At 70.2% G+C, this 19,266-nt stretch carries 19 protein-coding genes and 2 pseudogenes; 13 read left to right on the forward strand and 8 right to left on the reverse strand.

The annotated features are described in order from the left end of the window. Window positions 1–24: 24 nt before the first annotated feature. From OG299_RS04920 to OG299_RS04930, 3 genes and pseudogenes are all read left to right on the forward strand, one after another. A pseudogene (locus OG299_RS04920) lies at window positions 25–482 on the forward strand (phosphoketolase); the annotation flags it as partial. Between the two features lie 117 nt (window positions 483–599). Then, a complete protein-coding gene (locus tag OG299_RS04925) occupies window positions 600–1,085 on the forward strand; it encodes a Crp/Fnr family transcriptional regulator (protein WP_327360621.1) in 486 nt (161 codons plus the stop codon). A gap of 43 nt (window positions 1,086–1,128) precedes the next feature. Next, entirely contained in the window at window positions 1,129–1,818 is a 690-nt protein-coding gene (locus OG299_RS04930; protein WP_327360622.1) for a response regulator, read from the forward strand. A gap of 9 nt (window positions 1,819–1,827) precedes the next feature. Here OG299_RS04930 and OG299_RS04935 read toward each other — a convergent pair whose 3' ends face one another. Together OG299_RS04935 and OG299_RS04940 are read right to left on the reverse strand one after the other, a co-directional pair. Then, complete coding sequence (locus OG299_RS04935; protein WP_327364456.1) at window positions 1,828–3,546, reverse strand: sensor histidine kinase; 1,719 nt, start codon at window positions 3,544–3,546, stop codon at window positions 1,828–1,830. 130 nt (window positions 3,547–3,676) lie between these two features. Further along, window positions 3,677–4,594: a universal stress protein gene (locus tag OG299_RS04940; protein WP_327360623.1), complete on the reverse strand. Its 918-nt coding sequence runs from the start codon at window positions 4,592–4,594 to the stop codon at window positions 3,677–3,679. Between the two features lie 269 nt (window positions 4,595–4,863). Between OG299_RS04940 and OG299_RS04945 the strand changes: the two genes are divergently transcribed. After that, on the forward strand, window positions 4,864–5,496 hold the full coding sequence (locus tag OG299_RS04945; RefSeq protein ID WP_327360624.1) for a CBS domain-containing protein: 633 nt from the start codon (window positions 4,864–4,866) through the stop codon (window positions 5,494–5,496). A 211-nt stretch (window positions 5,497–5,707) separates the two neighbouring features. Further along, complete coding sequence (locus tag OG299_RS04950; protein ID WP_327360625.1) at window positions 5,708–6,571, forward strand: slipin family protein; 864 nt, start codon at window positions 5,708–5,710, stop codon at window positions 6,569–6,571. A gap of 570 nt (window positions 6,572–7,141) precedes the next feature. Here the strand turns inward: OG299_RS04950 and OG299_RS04955 are convergent. Then, window positions 7,142–8,230: an alcohol dehydrogenase catalytic domain-containing protein gene (locus tag OG299_RS04955; RefSeq protein ID WP_327360626.1), complete on the reverse strand. Its 1,089-nt coding sequence runs from the start codon at window positions 8,228–8,230 to the stop codon at window positions 7,142–7,144. Window positions 8,231–8,366: 136 nt separating this feature from the next. Here OG299_RS04955 and OG299_RS04960 point away from each other — a divergent pair, with 136 nt between their 5' ends. Together OG299_RS04960 and OG299_RS04965 are read left to right on the forward strand one after the other, a co-directional pair. Continuing rightward, on the forward strand, window positions 8,367–8,753 hold the full coding sequence (locus tag OG299_RS04960; protein ID WP_327360627.1) for a BON domain-containing protein: 387 nt from the start codon (window positions 8,367–8,369) through the stop codon (window positions 8,751–8,753). A 170-nt stretch (window positions 8,754–8,923) separates the two neighbouring features. Further along, window positions 8,924–9,514, forward strand: a complete 591-nt coding sequence (locus OG299_RS04965; RefSeq protein ID WP_327360628.1) for a DUF5994 family protein — start codon at window positions 8,924–8,926, stop codon at window positions 9,512–9,514. A gap of 70 nt (window positions 9,515–9,584) precedes the next feature. Here the strand turns inward: OG299_RS04965 and OG299_RS04970 are convergent, their stop codons facing one another. From OG299_RS04970 to OG299_RS04985, 4 genes are all read right to left on the reverse strand, one after another. After that, complete coding sequence (locus tag OG299_RS04970; protein ID WP_327360629.1) at window positions 9,585–10,169, reverse strand: alpha/beta fold hydrolase; 585 nt, start codon at window positions 10,167–10,169, stop codon at window positions 9,585–9,587. 88 nt (window positions 10,170–10,257) lie between these two features. Beyond that, window positions 10,258–11,262 (reverse strand): NADP-dependent oxidoreductase, encoded by a 1,005-nt coding sequence (locus OG299_RS04975; protein ID WP_327360630.1) that lies wholly within the window; start codon window positions 11,260–11,262, stop codon window positions 10,258–10,260. A 201-nt stretch (window positions 11,263–11,463) separates the two neighbouring features. Then, complete coding sequence (locus OG299_RS04980; RefSeq protein WP_327360631.1) at window positions 11,464–12,072, reverse strand: aldo/keto reductase; 609 nt, start codon at window positions 12,070–12,072, stop codon at window positions 11,464–11,466. A 48-nt stretch (window positions 12,073–12,120) separates the two neighbouring features. After that, window positions 12,121–12,807 (reverse strand): SDR family oxidoreductase, encoded by a 687-nt coding sequence (locus tag OG299_RS04985; RefSeq protein WP_327360632.1) that lies wholly within the window; start codon window positions 12,805–12,807, stop codon window positions 12,121–12,123. A gap of 115 nt (window positions 12,808–12,922) precedes the next feature. On the opposite strand from OG299_RS04985, the gene OG299_RS04990 reads away from it, so the two are divergent. Further along, window positions 12,923–13,483: a TetR/AcrR family transcriptional regulator gene (locus OG299_RS04990; protein ID WP_327360633.1), complete on the forward strand. Its 561-nt coding sequence runs from the start codon at window positions 12,923–12,925 to the stop codon at window positions 13,481–13,483. 163 nt (window positions 13,484–13,646) lie between these two features. Continuing rightward, a pseudogene (locus OG299_RS04995) lies at window positions 13,647–13,847 on the forward strand (Lrp/AsnC ligand binding domain-containing protein); the annotation flags it as partial. 392 nt (window positions 13,848–14,239) lie between these two features. On the opposite strand, the gene OG299_RS05000 reads toward OG299_RS04995, so the two are convergent. Next, window positions 14,240–14,926, reverse strand: a complete 687-nt coding sequence (locus OG299_RS05000; RefSeq protein ID WP_327360634.1) for a GntR family transcriptional regulator — start codon at window positions 14,924–14,926, stop codon at window positions 14,240–14,242. Window positions 14,927–15,152: 226 nt separating this feature from the next. Here OG299_RS05000 and OG299_RS05005 point away from each other — a divergent pair, with 226 nt between their 5' ends. The 4 genes from OG299_RS05005 to OG299_RS05020 are packed head-to-tail and all read left to right on the forward strand — an operon-like array spanning window position 15,153 to window position 19,175. Beyond that, window positions 15,153–16,487, forward strand: coding sequence for an MmgE/PrpD family protein (locus OG299_RS05005; RefSeq protein ID WP_327360635.1), 1,335 nt, complete (start codon window positions 15,153–15,155; stop codon window positions 16,485–16,487). Window positions 16,488–16,513: 26 nt separating this feature from the next. Beyond that, window positions 16,514–17,404 carry an isocitrate lyase/PEP mutase family protein gene (locus OG299_RS05010; RefSeq protein ID WP_327360636.1) on the forward strand — a complete coding sequence of 297 codons (891 nt, stop codon included), beginning with the start codon at window positions 16,514–16,516 and terminating at the stop codon, window positions 17,402–17,404. Further along, a complete protein-coding gene (locus tag OG299_RS05015; RefSeq protein WP_327360637.1) occupies window positions 17,404–18,657 on the forward strand; it encodes a 3-isopropylmalate dehydratase large subunit in 1,254 nt (417 codons plus the stop codon). The genes OG299_RS05010 and OG299_RS05015 overlap by 1 nt, the downstream gene beginning before the upstream one ends. After that, complete coding sequence (locus tag OG299_RS05020; RefSeq protein ID WP_327360638.1) at window positions 18,657–19,175, forward strand: LeuD/DmdB family oxidoreductase small subunit; 519 nt, start codon at window positions 18,657–18,659, stop codon at window positions 19,173–19,175. The genes OG299_RS05015 and OG299_RS05020 overlap by 1 nt, the downstream gene beginning before the upstream one ends. The last annotated feature ends 91 nt before the right edge of the window (window positions 19,176–19,266 follow it).

Here is a 19,266-nt window from a genome sequence, read left to right on the forward strand (position 1 = left end):
AAGAAGCGCCGTCTGCGAGGGCACGCCTCGCCGCTGCTGCGCCGGCACCTCCCGGAGCCGGTCGTGCGCGTGATCAAGGTCGTCGACATCGCCCGTCCGATGCCGCCCGAGGAGCATCCCCATGGGATGACCGACACGGAGTACGACACGCTCTTCACCACCGACCGCCCAGTGGTCTTCGCCTACCACGGCTATCCGTGGCTGATCCACCGCCTCGCGTACCGCCAGACCGGCCATCCGAATTGCACGTCCGCGAATACAACGAGTCCGGCACGACCACCACCCCCTTCGAGATGGTCGTGCACAACGACCTCGGCCGGTACGGGCTCGTCATGGACGTCATCGACCGCGTCCCCGGACTCGCCGGCCGCGCGGCGGCCCTGCTCCTGAGCCTGTGCGACCAGCGGATCCGCCACCGCGACTGGATCCGCCTCCACGGAACGGACCTGCCGGAGGTCGCCGACCGGTTCTGGCGCCACTGATCGCCCGCCCGGGGCGGTACGGGTGGGCCGTCCGGGCCGGAGAGGGTACCGAACGGCCCTTCCGGGGCCGGCCGCCACCGGCGGAGGGTGGTAGGCGCACCCGAACGGAGAACCGCCATGAGCACCTCGTCCCCCCACCGGCTCACTTCCTCCTCCATCCGCTTCGACCACGCTCTCTCCCCGGAGCATCGAGGCAGCCTGTTGGCCCTGGCCCACGAGGCGAACTTCGCCGCCGGCACGCGACTGTTCAACCAGGGCGGACACGCCGGCCGGTTCTGGGTCCTCCGGTCGGGCACCGTCGGCATGGACGTGCACGTACCCGGCAGGCAGGCGGCGGTGGTCGAGACGGTCGGCTCGGGCGAGCTCGTCGGCTGGTCCTGGCTGTTCCGTCCCTACACCTGGCACTTCGGCGCCGAGACCACGACGCCGGTGCGCACCGACGAGTTCGATGCCGCCGCCGTGCGCGAGCTGATGGACGCCGACCCCGCACTCGCCTCCGCGATGTGGCAGTGGGTGGGGCAGGTGCTCGCCCACCGGCTGATCTCCGCCGAGATCCGGCTGCTCGACCTGTACGCACCCCACGGCAGCGGAAGCCACATCTGAGACAATTGTTCCCAGACGTACCCGACCCGAGGGTGTGGCGTGGATGTCCGATGCACCGGCTGCCGCTCCGGCACCCACCCGGGTGTTCCTCCTCGACGACCACGAGGTCGTCCGCCGCGGGCTGCACGACCTGCTGGACGCCGAGCCCGACATCGAGGTGGTGGGTGAGGCGGCGACGGCCGCGCAGGCCCTGGCCCGGGGGCCCGCCCTGCGGCCGGACGTAGCGGTGCTCGATGTCCGGCTTCCCGACAGCGACGGCATCACCGTCTGCCGTGAGCTGCGCTCGCGCATGCCGGATCTCGCCTGTCTCATGCTGACGTCCTTCGACGACGAGGATGCGCTGCTCGACGCGATCATGGCCGGCGCCGCCGGGTACGTCCTGAAGCAGATCAAGGGCTCGGACCTGGTCGCCGCCATCCGGACGGTGGCGACAGGGCAATCGATGCTCGACCCGGCGACGACCGCGCGCCTGATGCGTTCGCTTCGGGACCCCACCGCCGGGAAGCCGCCTGAGGACCAGCGGCTGACGGTGCTCTCCGAGCGCGAGCGAGCCGTACTCGAGCTCATCGGCGAGGGCCTCACCAACCGTCAGATCGGCAAACGCCTCTTCCTGTCCGAGAAGACGGTCAAGAACCACATCTCACGGCTGCTCGCCAAGCTCGGGGTCGAACGCCGCGTCCAGGCAGCCGTGATCGCCGCCGAGGTCCGCGAGCACGACGAAACCGGTCGCTGAAGCCCGCGCTCAGCGAGGAGGACCGAGCGGGATCCGCCAGTCCAGACGGGTTCCGCCGCCATCCGGGCCCGGCAAGACGGACAATCCGCCCCCGCGGGTCTCGGCGCGCTCCGCGAGGTTGCGCAGACCGCTCCGACGGCCACCGTCCGTGACGCCGACACCATCGTCACTCACCGTCACGGCCAGCACGCCGTCCGCCAGGACGATCGCGACCTCCGCCCGCGCCGCCCGCGCATGCCGGGCCACATTGCTGAGGGCCTCGCCGAGGACAGCGGCCACATCGTCGGCGACCGGGGCCGGTACATCTGTGTCGATCAGCCCCTCCATGCGCAGGGCGGGCGCGAAACCGAGAACCGCTGCCGCCTCACCCACGGCCCGCACCGCGCGGACCCGTAGCCTCGGGGTCTGGCCCGGCGCCGCCTCGTGATCGCGAAGTCCGAAGATGGTCGTACGAATGATCTTGATCGTCTCGTCCAGGTCGTCGATCGCACGGTCCAACCGCTCGGAGGCCTCCGGATGCTCCACGAAGCGCTGCGCGCTCTGCAGAGTCATCCCCGTCGCGAAGAGCCGCTGGATCGCGAGGTCATGCAGGTCGCGGGCGATCCGGTCGCGGTCCGCGAGCAGTCTCACCTGCTCGGTGTCCCGGCGCCGGTCGGCCAGCTCCAGCGCCAGGGCCGCCTGCCCGGCGAAGCCGGGCAGGGGCGCGACCTCGGCCGCTGCGAACGCCGGCCGCCCGGTGCGCCTCGCGAGCATCAGCACCCCCCGCAGCTTCGCCTTGGTACCCACCGTGACGGCCACGGCCGGCCCGAAGCCCGTCCAGGCGTCCGGCTGCGCCGCGACCCTGGCGTCGGCGGCCACATCCGCCAAGGTGATCAGTCCGTCCCGCGCCAGGACCACCGCGGCCAGGATCCCCTCGCTGCCGGGCAGCACGATCCCGCGGTGCGCTTCGGCGCCCTCCCCCAGGGCCAGCGAGCCGCGCAGCTCGCCGCTGGGCCCCACCTGGTAGAAGACGCACATCTCGGCCGAGATGATGTCCCGGGCCCGCTCCAGCATGCCCTCCAGCACCTGGATCTCGGATGAGCCCGACAGCAGCGCGCTCGTGAAATCGGAACTGGCCGCCAGCCAGCGCTCCCGGAGCCGGACCTCCTCGTACAGACGGGCGTTGTCCACGGCGACGCCCGCAGCGACCGCGAGGGTCGACAGGACCTCCTCGTCCTCCGCGTCGAAGTCCGTACCGCCCCGCTTCCCCGTCAGGTAGAGAGTGCCGAACACCTCGTCCCGGACCCTGATCGGTACGCCGAGGGAGGAGCGCATCGGCGGGTGGTGCTCCGGTGACCCGGCGGAGGCCGCGTGCTCCGAGAGATCTCCCAGGCGCAGCGGCCGCGGGTGCCTGATCAGCTCGCCCAGCAGTCCGTGCCCGGTGGGCAGGGCCCCGATCCGCGCCCGGAGCTGGTCGCTGATGCCCACCGGGAGGAACTCGGCAAGTTTCTCGTCGTCCCCCACCACGCCCAACGCACCGTACTCCGCGTCCACGAGGACCACCGCGGCCTCCACGATCCCGCGCAGCACCTGGGACAGGTCCAGCTCCTGCCCCAGCGACATGACCGCCTCCAGGAGGCCCTTCAGCCGGTCACGGGTACCCCGCACGTCAGTGATGTGTACGTGGAGTGCGTCCGTCCTCAGCTGCGGAATCCGGCTCGCCGACGCATCTCGATCGTCCCCGGCCATGGACACCTCCGGCGGCGTCGAGGGGCTCTGCGCACCCGCCCAGCCTTCAGCGTAATCCTCCGCCCGCCGCCCGGTCACGGTCGGAGCCATGGGTGAAGGGCGTAAGAGGCCCGGACCGCAGTGGATCCGGTCAGGCCGACGCGTCACTCCCCTGCTGGTCATCGTGTCGCGGAATGAGCTCCACGGGGCAGTGCGAGTGGTGCAGGAGACTGTGCGTCGTACGTCCCAGGGTGGGCCCGAAGTACCCGGGTGATCGCCGTCCTCCCATGACGAGCAGGTCCGCGTGGCGTGATGCCTCGACCAGTGCTGAAGCCACCGACACGCTCTTTTCGGCATCGGCGTTCACAGTCAGCGCCGGGAACTCGTCGTGTACGCGGTCGGCGACGGACTTCAGACTGCGGACATGGCGGCCGGCGAATTCGTTGACGTCGTCGAGCATGGTGACGACGGTTCCGGCGTACTGGAGTACGTTCCACACGGTCAGCAGGCGCAGCGTTGCTTTGCGCAGCTCTGCTTCGCGGGCGGCACTTCGCGCGCATTCGAGGTCGTACTCGTCCCGAACCGCGGCCAGCACCACGCCGCTCTCGGCAGGGTCCTCGCCGCCGCGCACCACAATGACGGGAGCCGTAGTAGCGCCTGCCGCGACCCGCAGACCGACCGAACCCAGCAGCAGAGACTCGAAACCACCCCGCCCGCGGTGACCGACCACAGTGGTGCCGTCGTACTTCGCCGCCAGCCGATGCAGGCCGGAGACGGGGTCCCGGCGGCTGTATTCCGTGGTGACGTGAAGCGTCGGGAATCGCTCCGAGACCGCAGCGGCCGTGACCTCCAACAGGTCACGGCCCTCCACGTGGACGCGTTCGACGATCTTCGCCGACAGGTAGAAGACCCCGTCGGCGGTGTCGGCCGCGTAGAAGATGTGAAGGGTGCGGTTGCGTCGGGCTGCCTCGGCGGCGGCCCAGAGTGCCGCTGTCAGCGCGGTGCTTGATCCGTCGACACCGACGACGACCGAGCCGAGGTCCGAACGGTGTGGGGCTGCGCCTTCCATCGTTTCCTCCTCTGTCGAACGGCGTCGGGGGTGTGCTCTCACGCTGTCACCCGGGCCGGCGCGAGGAGTGGGCCGCAGGGGTCAGTCAAGGGACCGAAGGTCCCTTGCCCGCCACGCGCCACTTCATCGACCGCACGCAGCCGGGGACCGGTCAGTCCTGACACAGGACCGTTCGGCCCTCGCACCGCGGGCGGGCCACGGCGGATGGTGGCTGGTGAGGGTGCTCCGTAAGGTGCGCCCACCGGCCGAGGCCGACAGGAGGGTCGCACATGAAGCACGCCGAAGTCGGCTTCCTGATGACCGACGAATTCGTCTCGGTCGTCGGGCGGACTCCGTTCGCGGACGTGGCCGGGCTGCTCGTCGAACACGACATCAGCGGAGTGCCGGTCGTGGACGAGGACGATCGCGTCATCGGGATCGTCTCGCAGACCGATCTCATCGCCCGCCGCGACCTCACCGCCCAAGAACTCATGTCAGCGCCGGCCGTCACCGTCCACGCCGAGCAGACCGTCACGGAGGCCGCCCGCCTCATGACCCGGCGCGGCGTTGAGAGGCTCCCCGTCATCGACGAAGAGGACCGTCTGGTGGGCATAGTGACCAGACGAGATCTACTCCGTGTGTTCCTGTGCCCGGACCACGAGATACACCGGCGCCTGATCGAGGAGGTGCTCGGGGAAACCATGGGGCTCGGCACGGACGCTGTGGACGTGCACGTCGTGGACGGGGTCGTCACCCTGGACGGCCGACTGGCGAGGAGCAGCCAGATTCCCATCGTCCTGCGGCTCGCCGGACAGTTGGACGGAGTCGTCGCAGTGGCCGACCGGCTCACCGCCCGGTTCGACGATTCCCGTCTCTCCCAGCCGGATCGCAGTACCAGCAGTACCAACAGCGTCCCCCGGTGAGGAACCGGGCCCGGTGGAAAGCCGCTGGAACCGTGGACCGTTCGGCCCCTGCCCCGCAGGCCGGAACAGAGCGACGCTGGAGTCAGGCAGGCTCGCAGCACCAAGCCGTACAGGTGCGCAGCCCTGCGACGGATCCGGGTCATCCCTCCTTGCTCCGCCACACACTCGGGACCCCCTTCGGGGTGCCGTCCTTTCTGGGAGGAGCACCACCATGGGAGTTCTGATCGTTCTCCTGGTCGTCTTCGCCGTTCTCGTCCTGCTGCTACTCGCCATGGCCGTCAAGGTCGTCAAGCAGTACGAGCAGGGTGTGCTGTTCCGGTTCGGCCGGCTCGTCGGCACCCGTGCGCCGGGCCTGCGGGTCATCGTGCCGTTCGCGGACGTCCTGCACCGGGTGTCCCTGCGGATCGTCACCATGCCCATCCAGTCCCAGGGCATCATCACCCGGGACAACGTCAGCGTCGACGTCTCCGCGGTCGCCTACTTCCGCGTCGTCGACGCCGTGAAATCGGTCATCGCCATCGAGAACGTGGGCGCCGCCATCAACCAGATCGCCCAGACCACCCTGCGCAAGGTCGTCGGCCAGCACACCCTCGACGAGACCTTGTCGGAGACCGACCGCATCAACCTCGGCATCCGCGAGATCCTCGATGTCGCCACCGCCGAATGGGGCGTCGAGGTCACCCTGGTCGAACTGAAGGACATCCAGCTGCCCGACAGCATGAAGCGCGCGATGGCCCGCCAGGCCGAGGCCGAACGGGAGAAGAGAGCCAAGATCATCAACGCCGAGGGCGAGTCGCTGGCCGCCGCCGCACTCGGCGACGCCTCCGACACCATGATGGCCCACCCCCTCGCCCTTCAACTGCGCAACCTCCAGAGCCTCGTGGAGATCGGCGTCGACAAGAACACCACCGTCGTCTTCCCCGCACCGCTCATGAGCACCATCGGCGAACTCGGCGCCTTCCTCGCCCGCGAAACCGCGGCCGCGACGCTCCAGACCCCGCGCACGGCGGAGATCACCACGCCGCTCCCCAGCCCGTCCCCGCCGAACGGAGCGCGAGCGGTCAAGACCGTGTGACCGAAATTCGGCGCCGCCGTGCGGAGGACGTTCTCCGTACGGCGGCGCCGACTGCGGTGCGGCCCGTTCAGTGGGTCGCCGCGAGTTCGGCACCGATCCGACGGGCCCAGGCCCGGATCCGCTCAGGATCGCGGAAGTCCCCGGCCCTGCCCGACGCACCAGGATCCTTGCGAGCAAGCCGGGGGGTGTGGCCGTGATGCTGCCGCCGAACGTGACGTGCTCGTGGGCGCCGATCTCTTCCGCTATCCGGCGGTCGCGCCGTGCTTGTTGCCGTGGGCGACCAGTACCCGCTGTGCGCTCATGGGCCTGCCTCCTTTCCTGCTTTCTCAGTAGGGCAGGACGCGCCCCGACGGCGTGCGCAGGTCGAGGGGCAGGGGGCGGTGCGGCCGTGGCCGGGGTGCCGAGATCTGGATCCGAGGCATGGCGGATCGCCTCTTCGGGAGCGGAACCGGAAGGGGTCCGCACTCCAGGGTCACCCCGAGGGACCTTGACGTGGCAGGGTCGACGGGGACAGAGGAGGGGGCCGACCGGCCCCCGCGTGAGCACCGTCGACGTGGCGCACCGGGGCCGTCACGCCCTCTGGACGCGCGACGGGTTCGATACGGCCAGGTCGCCGTGGCTCGGCCCGCCCAACACGACCTTCAGCGCGCCCGTCTCACCGGCACGGGAGAACACCTCGTACGCCTCTTCCATCCGTCCCAGCTCGAAACGATGGGTGATCAGCGACGAGGTCGGCAGTCGGCCGGCCGTCAGCATGCGCAGCAGCATCGGCGTGGAGCAGGTGTCCACGAGCCCGGTGGTGATGGTGACGTCCTTGATCCACAGGTCTTCGAGGTGCAGGGTCGCCGGCTTGCCGTGGACGCCGATGTTCGCGACCCGGCCGCCCGGGCGGACCATGCGGGTGCACATCTCGAAGGACTCTGGCACGCCGACGGCCTCCATGACGACATCCGCGCCGAGACCGTCGGTCAGGTCGCCCACGAGCATCTCCGGTTCCTCGGCGGCGTTCACGACCGCGTCCGCCCCCAGCTCGCGCGCCTTCGCCAGCCGGGACGGTGCGAGATCGACGGCGATGACGCGGGCCGGCGAGTACAACCGGGCCGTGGCGATGGCCGCGAGTCCTACGGGGCCGGCGCCGACCACGACGACGGTATCCCCGGGCCGCACATTGCCGTTCAGCACTCCCACCTCGTAGGAGGTGGGGAAGATGTCCGCCAGCAGGACCGCATCGGCGCTGTCGACCGTGGTCGGCAGCGGGTGCACGGAAAGGTCGGCGAACGGCACGCGGACGTATTCGGCCTGGGTTCCGTCGATGGTGTGGCCGAGTACCCAGCCACCGCCCCCGCGGCACTGCCCGTAGCGGCTCTCACGGCAGAACCGGCACCGGCCGCACGAGGAGATGCAGGAGACCAGGACCCGGTCGCCGGTCCGCACCGAGCGGACGTCACCCCCGCTCTCCACCACCGTGCCCACGGCCTCGTGACCGAGCACCCGGCCTGGAGTCACCTCCGGCAGGTCACCCTTGACGATGTGCAGGTCCGTACCGCAGATGGTCACGGCATCAACGCGCACGATCACGTCGGCGGGATCCTTGATGCCCGGATCCGGCACTTCCTGCCACGCGGTGCGCCCCGGTCCCTGGAAGACGAGTGCCTTCATGACGCCACCTCTCCATGTCTCCCGTGCTCCGGCAAAGGTCACCTCAGGCTGCCCCCGCCGCTCGGTTCCCGGACAGGGCCGGACGGTCCCGCACCGGGGCCCGACAGGCCCGTCCGGCCCGTGCCCTGGACGTGTGATGGTGGATGGCGGGGTCTCCTTCACCGGGGGACGGCCGCCGATCTCCGGGAGAGCTCGGGGAATCTTTCGCTACAAACGACTACCGGTCGTCGACTCCGCCGGAACCCTCAAGGGCATCGTCAGCCGCACCGATCTGCTCGAGGTGTTCCTGCGCCCGGACAGTGAACTCGCGGACGACATACGGCGCGAGGTGGTCGGCCGGCTGTTCCCGCTCGCACAGCACAGGGTGCGGGTCGATGTCCATCACGGCGTGGCCACCCTGTCCGGCGGCATCCTCGACGCATCGCTCATTCCGCTGGCAGCACGTCTCGCACTCGCCGTGGAAGGCGTGGTCGACGTCAACTGCGCCTTGACCGCGTCGGCCGCGCAGAAGGCCGGAGCATGAACCCTCTGCCTCAGCAGAAGCACCTGGTCAGAACCCCTTTTGATCTCCGCACCGGAGTAGGATGGACATACCGGGAGTATTTCGCGCATCGGATGCAACTCAGGTGTCATTTCCGGCGATCAATACGCCGGACCGTCGAACTGCGGACGGCCCGGGGACAGGTCTCCACCATGACCATCGCCCTGGAACGCATCACACCTGCCACGCCGCGCGCGCCTTCCGCTGCCGCACCTCCTCGCCCCGCTCGCCTCGTGCTCACGCCGAAGACCACCCTCGCCGGGCAACTGGACGGCGCCTGGTGGCCCCGCTCCCGTGACCTCGCAGCCGAACTCCCCGTCCTCGTCGCCGCCTTGGCGGAGCCCTGGGGGCGCATCACCCGCGTCACCGTGAACCCCACCCGATGGCCCGTCGTCCCGCACAAGGTCCCCGTGGCCGGACACGCCGTGCACGTGGGCTGGTTCACCGAACAGGACCCCGACAAGCTGATCCTGCTCTCCTACACCGTCGGCCGCTGGGACCTCCTCGTCGTCCCACCCCAGACCGCACCCGCCGCCGCGGCCCGGCTGATGGCTGCCGCCGCCGTCCCCGGCAGCATCCTGACCTCCCGCGCGCTGATCGCCGCCGAAGCCGTCATCGGCCGAAGGCCCGACCTCCGAAACCGGGAAGACGCCTGGGAGAGCGAAGGCGGGGCACGCAGATCCGACATCGGCTCCCTCGCCAGGCTGCCGGTCGGGCCGCTGTCCGCCGGCGCATGGTGGTGAGCCTCGTCTGCAGGATGTCGCCGTAGCGCCTTCTGCGCAACGGGCGGATCGGTGTCGAGCCCCGCCCTGACTAGGATTCGAGGAATTCAATCGCCTGTGAGACGAATTCGGCGTGGTGCTGGAAGATCCCGCCGTGTCCGGCGTCGGGGTAGAGGGGTACGAGTCGGCCCTGGGGCAGTCGTGCGGCCAGATCGAGGGTGTTTTCGCTTGGCACCATCCGGTCGCTCCCACCGTTTGCCACGAGGGCTGGATGGTGGATGCGCGACAGGTCTGCCGGCGCCTGGAGCCCCCATCGGTGGATGGCCTTCAGCTGGGCACGGAACGACGACAGCGAGATGGCTTTGTCGCGGTTGCCCGTGCGCTCCTTCAACCGTTCCAGGAAGGCGCGCCCTGCCCGTCGGCCGCCCTCGGTGTCGGTGAAGAAGAGGAACTGCTTCGGATCCTGGCGGGTCAGAGCCCCCTTCAGCGTGGCTCGGATGGTGAGTGCCGTGACCTTGTCGATGCCGGGGCCTCCGGCGGGGCCGGTGCCCGTGAGGATGACCTTGCGCACGAGGTGCGGTTCCTGCCCTGCGATGACCTGCGTGATGAAGCCGCCCATCGACAGGCCGAGCAGGTCGGCCCGGTCGAACCCGAGGGCCCGGATGAACAGCTGCACTCATGAGGGGGTCCCTACGGGTAGTGGGGTGCGGGTTCTTCTCGTTGCCTGAGGGGGTCTTCACCGGTCGTCCGGCGAGGGCCTGCCCTCACGTCATCGCGACGACGACCTTGCCGGCCTTCGCGCGGCCCTTCTCGACGTACTCCATCGCTTCCCGGGTCTCCTCGAACGGGAAGACACGGTCGACGACGGGACGGATCTTCCCGGCGTCGATGAGCGGCGTGAGTTCGCGCAGCTGGTCGCCGCTGGCCCTCATGAACAGGAACGAGTACGTCACGCCCAGGCGCTTGGCGCGGCGCCGGGTCTTGAGGCTCAGCGCGCTCATCGCCAGTCGGAGGATCGCGTTCGCGCCCAGCTGGCGGGCGAAGGCCGCATCGGGCGGGCCTGCGACGCTGATGACCTTCCCGCCGGGCTTGAGTACCCGCAGGGACTTCTCGAGCGTCTCGCCGCCGAGGGTGTCCAGGACGACGTCGTAGCCGTCAACGACCGTCTCGAAAGCCTGCTTCTTGTAGTCGATGACGACGTCCGCGCCGAGCTCCTTCACCAGGTCGACGTTGGCCGTGCTCGCGGTGGTGGCCACGTGCGCGCCCAGCTGCTTCGCCAGCTGGACGGCGATGGTGCCGAGGCCGCCGGCGCCCGCGTGGATGAGGACCTTCTGACCCGGCCGCACCCGTGCCCGCTCGACCAGCGCCTGCCAGGCGGTCAGGGCGACCAGGGGGAGGGACGCGGCCTCCGCCATGGTGAGCGTGGCCGGTTTGATCGCCACGTCGTCCTGGTGGACGGCGATGAGTTCGGCGAAGGTGCCGATGCGGTCCTTGTCGGGCCGCGCGTAGACCTCGTCGCCCACCGCGAACCGGGTGACGGCCGGTCCCATCTGGACCACCACCCCGGCGAGGTCGTTGCCCAGGATGCGCGGGAGCCGGTACGGCAGGATCGCCTTGAAGTCCCCGTCGCGGATCTTGAGGTCCAGCGGGTTGACGCCCGCCGCGTGGATCCGGACCAGGAGGTCGTCGGCTCCCACCTGCGGGTCGGGCATCTCACCGGCGCGCACGCCGGCAGTGTCGCCGTACCGCTCGACCATGAAGGCCTTCATCGTCGTCTCCGTTTCTCGTCCACGAGGGGACGGGATCTCTGCTCATCCTGAGGTTCTCCCAGTACGAGACACTTTGTGGTGTTTGCTTCAGCCTCTTGGACCCCCTCGCCTGTGCGGCGGGCAGCCATCACCGACGCGGCATCGGCCGTCGGCCTCAAGAGCGGCGCCGCTTCCGGGTACCAGCCGCCACGCCCTTGGGTGTCAGCCCACCGCGGCCGGGGCGATGATGCAGCTGGTGTTGCCGCCCTGGATGCCGCTCAGGGATCCGGCGATCGCCTCATGGGGAACTCCGAGGGCCACCGCACTGACCTCCGACAGGCGAGCGAACTGCTCGGGGGTCAGCTGGACGTCGAGAGCGCCCAGGTAGCTGTCGAGCTGGGTGAGGCTGCGCGGCCCGATGATCGGGATGAGCGAGGCCCGGGACCGGGCGGCGCGCTCCCGCACCCAGGCGACCGACACCTGGGCGGGCGTCACGCCGATCTCCTCGGCAATGGCCAGGACGGCATCGACTACGGCGCTCTTCTGGCCGGTGCTCTCCGTGTGGACGACCGCCCCCAGGTCACTGTGGCGCCCTTCCTGCCCATGGCCGAGAGCCTCGGAATCGGCGCCGCCCTGTGGTCCCCGCTCGCCGAACTGGTAGGTGTCCGCGGTGTCGAGGAAGGTACCGCCCGCTTCGGCGAACCGATCGAAGATACGGCGCGCCTCGTCCGGCTCGGCGCCCGCGCCCCAGCCGGTGCCGAAGTTCGCCGTGCCGAGCGCGTACTCGGACACGCGCAGTCCGGTCCGGTGTCCGAAGGTCGCGTAACGCATCAGGTGTCCTTGCTCCAAGGTCGAAAGGGGCAGGCGGCGGGGCGTGCCTCACCCTGCGTTCGGTGAAGCAGCCAGGCTCTGCCTGACGTACCGGGTGGTCTCGTCGGCGAGGATCTCGGGCAGGCCCGCCTCTATGCCGTACAGGGCCTGGGAGGCAACATCGGCGGGATCGGTCTTCTGATCGGCGGGAACACCAGCAGCCATATCGGTGTCCATGTATCCGACGTGCAGCGCCGAGACGGTGATGCCACGGGGCGCCAGTTCCTCCCTGGCCGCGTCGGTCAGCGCCCACGCCGCGGCCTTGGCCGCGGCGTAGGACCCGAGGCCGGCCGGGTGCAGCCAGGACAGGACGGACAGGACGTTGAGCACGGCGCCGCCGCCGTTGCCCTCGATGACGGGGGCGAAAGCCCGCGTCACGGCGAGGGGACCGAAGAAGTTCGTCTCCATCTCCAGGCGCACCGCATCCAGGCCGCCCGCGATCAGCGGCGTGGCGGTGGAGATGCCCGCGTTGTTCACCAGCAGCGTCGCGTCCGACGCAATGCGGGCCGCAGCTCGGATCGACTCCTCGTCGGTCACGTCCAGCCGCAGCGGGATGACGCCCGGCAGGTCCACCGTCTCAGGGCGGCGAGCCGCCGCGTACACCTTCGCCCCACGCTCCACGAGCTGGGCGGCCAGATGCCGCCCGAGCCCCCGGTTGGCGCCGGTGACCACCGCTACCGCGTCCTTCAGTTCCATGCCCGCTCCCAGCGTCGTCGCGGGCGACCTGCGGCCCGCTAAAATTAGATTACGAACACAATCTAAACCCTGACGTAGGATAGATGTCAATCGACATCCACTCGGGAGGTGGCTGATGGGCCGCGTAACGCAGGCACAAGCGGAGGAGAATCGCCGGCGGGTCGTGGAAACCGCCTCCCGGCTGTTCAGGGAGCAGGGAACCCAGGTCAGCGTCGCCGACCTCATGAAGGCGTCCGGCCTGACCCACGGCGGCTTCTACAAGCAGTTCGCCTCCAAGGAGGCGCTCATCGACGAAGCCACCGCCCACGCGTTCGATGAACTGACCCGTCTCCGCAATGACGGACTCGAGCAGCACGCTGGACAGCGCGAAGCCGCCCAGCAGGCGCTGATCGACACGTACCTCTCCATCGAGCATCGCGACAGCGCGGCAGACGGGTGCCCGGCAGCTGCCCTCGCCACCGACATCGCGCGCGAACCCGGAGATCGCGAGGCCCGCCGCGTCTACACCGAAGGAGTGAGCGACTTCGCCGAGTGGCTCACTACCGAGGACCAGGACGGCATCACCCGGCTGTGCACCATGCTCGGCGCTCTCGTCCTGGCCCGAGCCACCACGGGCTCCCCGCTCTCCGAGGAGATCCTCACCACCGCGCGCGCGGCATTGACGGCGACCGGCTGACCAGGGACACGACGCCGGGCACCACGCCGCAGGAATTCACCGGCCCGTCAGGAGCAGCTGCGTACGCGCGCCGCCGTACGCCCCCGCGACCGGGCTTGGGAACGGCGGCCAGGCGCACCAACCCGGGAACGCCGCGAACACCGCCGCGCCCACGGCGAGTGAGGCCGTAAGCGCGGTGCCGCACGTCATCCGGGCCCCGCGCCTGCTCGGCGAACCCGACTACCTCCCGCGTGTCGCCACCGCCGACTTCGCCGCCTTTCAGCAGCTCTACGACCAGCAGCTGGCCCGGCTGCCCGGAGTCCAGCGGCTGACCTCCACCCTCGTCATGAGGAACGTCGTCCAAGACCGCCCGCTGCCCGCGTAGCGGTCATGCGGGACACCGCGCGGCCGTGAAACGGGGCCCGCGGAATACCGCACGTTCCGCATGACGCTCCCCGCCAGCTGATACGAGACGGCCGCCGCCTGACCGAGGCCGGGCACACCGTCTACGTCGGCGCACGCGACGGCCAACGCGGCCAGGAAGCGGCCGCGAGGCTCGGCGCCCGCTTCGTTCGGATCGACGTCACCGAAGCAGGGGCCTGGGCGCGGCGCCGGCGCACCTGATCCGTTCCGTCCTCGTCGTCGGCGTGAGCCCGGCCGTCGCGGTCCTCGGCCGCAGAAGCAATACCGTGGGGCTCGAAGGCATCTGAGCCGTAAGCGCGGGGCATGCACCCGCGCCCCCTGGTGGCGCCGACCCGTTTCCCCGTTCGGCGGCCGTCAGTTCCCGCCGGAGGCCAGCAGCCGGTGGAAGTCCGCGAGGCCGCCGGATCGGTGGTCGGCCAGCAGTCTCAACGCCAGAGCGGTATCGCCGCCCTCGAAGGCGGTGACGATGCCGTCGTGCTCGGCGAGGATCACCTCGGCCCGAGCTAGGCCTCCGGCGACGGCCGCGCGCCGGTAGGACAGGGCACGGTGGGGCTCCAGGGCTTCCCAGAGCTGGCGCACGAAGCGCAGGAGCCATTCGTTGTCGCAGTGGTCGAGCAACGCGAAGTGGAATCGGCGGTTACCCGCGATGACGCCCGGCACGTTGACGGCTGCGACGGCGGCACGCTGGTCGTCCAGCGCGACGCGCATGGCGGCGACGTCCTCGGGACGCAGCTGACCTGAGGCGTTCCGCTCCGCCTCGCCCTCCAGGAGCTCCCGCATCCGGAAGATGTCGTCCACGCTGCGCGGACTGAGCTCGGTGACCGTGTACCCCCGCTGCGGAACGTAGGTCACGATGCCTTCGCCCGCCAGCGTCTTGAGGGCCTCGCGCACGGGGATGACGCTCAGCCCCAGCTCTTCCGCGGCTGCGGACTGGCGGATCGGAGCGCCGGCGGGCAGATCGCCGCGGACGATCGCGTCGCGCAGCTCGGCGAGGGCCACGGCCTCGGCCGTGCGCGGGAGAGAGGTTCGTTTCAGTGCCACGCGCTCATGCTACCCAGCATCCCTGCGAAACTAGATGTTATAAATTCTAATCTCAGCGGTTATCGTGAACCGCAACAGTCCGGTCCGCCCGCTGCACGAACTTGGAGGTGAGCGCGGTGCCCGCACCGACGCCGACGACCACACGGCACTCCACCGACCCCGAGGGCCCCACCGGCCGGCTGGCCACGTGGCTCGCGGAGACCACACTGGAGCGATCCCCGCGCAGGTGCGGGAGAGGGCCGCACACCTGATCCTCGACGGACTGGGCTGCGCGCTGATCGGGGCCCAGCTGCCCTGGTCGAGGACCGCCGTGGAGGCAGTCCTCCCCCTGGAAGGAAGCGGGAACACCCCGGTGATCGGCTGGGGTCGCACCACCAGTGGCCCGGCTGCCGCCGTACTCAACGGCACTTTCATCCAGGGCTTCGAACTCGACGACTACTACCCGGCAGCCCCGCTGCACAGCACCTCCCTGGTGCTCCCCGCCCTGCTGTCCACCGCCTCCCAGGGCGTCCCGGTACGCGGCGCGGACTTCCTCCGGGCGACGGTCCTGGGCTTCGAGACCGGCACCCGGGTGGGTCTCGCCCTGGGCGGCCCGGAGATGCTCTCGCGGGGGTGGCACTCCGGATCCGTCTTCGGCACCCACGCGGCGGCCGCCGCCTCCGGCGTGCTCCGCGGCCTGAACGCCGCGCAGTTCGAGGACGCACTGGGCCTCGCGGGCACCCAGTCCGCCGGCCTGATGGCCGCCCAGTACGAGGCCATGTCCAAGCGCATGCACCACGGCTTCGCCTCCCGCAACGGCTTCTACGCCGCCGGGCTCGCACAGAGCGGCTACACCGGCATCAAGCGGGTCTTCGAACGCGAGTACGGCGGATTCCTCTCGACCTTCGGCGAGGGCCACGACCCTGACGCCTCCCAGATCACCAAGAACCTGGGGTCGGAGTGGAACACCGAGAAGATCACCGTGAAGATCCACGCGGCGATGGGCGGCCTGCATCCCGCGATCGACGCCGCAATCGCGCTCACGGACGGACGCAAACTGACCGCCCGGGGCATCGAGGCGATCCGCATCGAGGTGCCGCACGCCATCTACCACCACGGCTGGTGGACCCCGGAGCGCCCGCTGACCGCCATCGGCGCCCAGATGAACATCGCCTACGCCACTGCCGCCGCCCTCCTGGACGGTCATGTGCGCCCCGAACAGTTCACACCCTCCCGGCTGGACGCCGACGACCTGTGGGAACTGATCGGCCGCACCCAGGTCCACCAGGTCGACGAACAGCACGAACCGGCCTGGGGCCAGCCCGGCTACAACACCCGCCTCACCCTCACCCTGCGCGGTGGGGAGGTGCTCACGCGGGCCCTCAACCAGCCGCACGGCGGCCCCGACGACCCACTCACCAACGCCGAGATCCGCGAGAAGTACCGGGCGCTGACCGCCCAGGTCGTCGATCCCGGCCGGGCGGCACGGATCGAGCAGATCGTCCTGGACCTCGAAGGCCAGGCCGACCTCGGCCCCCTGGTGGATCTCCTCGCCGCCCCGGCGCGCGGCGCCCTCGGCTGAACGCCATTCACCCCAAAGGACTCCTCATGCCCCAGCCCAGTTCTCCTCTCACCGCCGGCGGCCGGTTGCGTTCGCTGCTGGCCCAGGACGGCCTGATCACCGCTCCCGGGGTCTTCGACGGCCTCTCGGCCCACCTCGTCGCGCGCACCGGTTTCAAGGCCGCCTATCTGAGCGGCGCGGGCGTGTCCGTCGCCGGGTACGGGCTGCCCGACATCGGGCTGCTCACCCAGACCGAGATGACCGACCGGGCCCGAGCCGTCGCCGCCGTACTCGACGGCATCCCGCTCATCGCGGACGCGGACACCGGCTACGGAGCACCGATGAACGTGGCCCGTACCGTGCGCGAGTACGAGAGGGCCGGCGTGGCCGCCCTCCACCTCGAGGATCAGGCGTTCCCCAAGAGGTGCGGACACCTCCCCGACAAGGAACTGCTCAGTGCGGCGGAGTTCACGGACAAGCTCGACGCCGCGCTGCAGGCCCGTACCGACCCCGATTTCGTCATCATCGCCCGGACCGACGCCCGCGGTCCGCTGGGGCTGACCGAGGCGATCGACCGGGCGTGCCGGTACGCGGAGGCGGGGGCCGACGTCATCTTCGTCGAGGCCCCGCAGAGCGCCGAGGAGATCGAAAGGATCGCCGCCGAGGTCGGCGTCCCCCTGCTGATCAACATGGTGCAGGGCGGGCTCACCCCCGACACCGCGCCCGACCGGTTGGCCGAACTCGGCTACCGCATCGCCATCCACCCCGGCGCCCTCCTCGCCCCCTACGTCCTGCACGGGCTTGACGCCCTGGACCGTCTCGGCGGCACCATCCCCGAGGCCACCCCCGACCCGCAGGGCCTGTTCGAACTCGTCGGCCTGCGCGAATGGGCCTCGATCGGCGAGCGCTACCGCGATCGCTCGAAGGACGTCGCCTGATGGGCATGACCATGATGGAGAAGATCCTCGCCCGGAAGGCCGGCGTGGAACACGTGAAGCCCGGCGACACAGTGGTCTGCGACGTCGACATGACGGCCATGATCGACCTTCAGTTCGCCACCGGCTGGGTCCAGCCCCTGAAGATCAACGACCCGGACAAGGTCGCGGTCATCATGGACCACGCGGTTCCCGCACCGAACGTGCACGACGCGATAGGCGGCACCCACGCCCGGGCCTTCGCCCGCGACTTCGACATCGAGAGGTTCTACGACGTCGGCCGCCACGGCATCTGCCACCAGGTCATCGCCGAGAACGGGCTCGCCCGCCCCGGCGAGATCCTCGCGTGCACCGACTCCCACACCTGCGCGGCCGGGGCGTACAACACCGCCGCCCGCGGCCTCGGCCCGGCCGAGGTGTACTCGATCCTGTGCACCGGCAAGACCTGGTTCCAGGCCGCCCCCACGATCCGCTACGAGTTCACCGGCACCAAGCCCACCGCCGTATCCGGCAAGGACATCTTCCTGTACATCGCCGGTACCTACGGAGACGCCACCAACCACAACATCGAGTACGGCGGGACCGGCCTGGCCTCGGTACCGATGAACGACCGGCGCACCATCGCCACCCAAGGCGCTGAGATCTCCGCAGACTTCTCCACCTTCCCCATCGACGACCTGGCCCGCGACTTCCTCGCCGACCACGGCGCCGCCCCCGCCACGTACCGGGCCGCCGACGCCGACCCGGACGCCGGGTACGCGGCGGTGCGCACCGTAGACCTGTCCTCGCTTGAGCCCTATGTCGCCCGTCCCGGCACCGTCAGCCACAACTCCCTTCCGGTGTCGGCCATCGGGAAGCGTCCGGTCAACCAGTGCTTCATCGGTTCCTGCGCCAACGGACAGCTGGAGGATCTGAGGATCGCCGCGGACATCGTGCGCGGCCGCAAGGTCGCCCCCGGCGTGCGGTTGCTGATCACACCCGCTTCGCAGGAGGTCTACAAGGACGCGATGCGCGCCGGCTACCTCCAGGACCTCGCGGATGCCGGAGCGGTGGTCACCAACTCCACCTGCGGCGCCTGCTTCGGCTACCACATGGGCCTGCTCGCCCCCGGCGAGGTGTGTCTCACCTCCTCCACCCGCAACTTCACCGGCCGCATGGGCAGCCCCGACGCCGAGATCTACATGGCCTCACCCGCCACCGTCGCCGCCTCTGCCCTCACCGGCCACGTCACCGACCCCCGAGGGGAGCTGAACTGATGGACACCCTCGTCACCGGCCGCGTATGGGTCGTCGGCGACTCGGTCACCACCGACGCGATGTACCCCGCCTTCGCCATGAAACTGCCCGTGGCCGAGGCCGCGCGCCACGTCTTCTACGAGCTGCGGCCCGGCTGGACGGACCAAGTCCAGCCCGGTGACATCGTGGTGGCCGGCCGCAACTTCGGGCTCGGCTCCTCCCGCCCCGTCGCGGCTCTCTTCCGTGAACTGGGCGTCGCCGCACTGATGGCGGAGGAGTTCAACTCCCTGTTCCTTCGCAACTGCATCAACCACGGGCTCCCCGCGCTCACCGTGCCCGGCGTCGCCCGGTCCTTCACGGACGGCGATACAGCCCGCCTCGACTTCGCCGAGGGCTGGGCCGAGAACCTCGGGTCCGGAACCCGTCTGGCGGGGGGCGCACTGCCGTCGCTGGTCCTCGACATCCTCGCGGCGGGCGGCATAGTGCCGAAACTCGCCCGCGAAGGCTACGTACCCATCCCAGCAGGCTCGGGCCGCTGAGTCCGGTGGCGGGGTGCCCAAGCGCCACCCCGCCAACTCGCCCTGCCCTCTTCGGGAGCCACCCGGCCGCGCTCCCGCACTCCCGCACTCC

The sequence above is a fragment of the Streptomyces sp. NBC_01296 genome, from assembly GCF_035984415.1.
Lineage (GTDB): Bacteria > Actinomycetota > Actinomycetes > Streptomycetales > Streptomycetaceae > Streptomyces.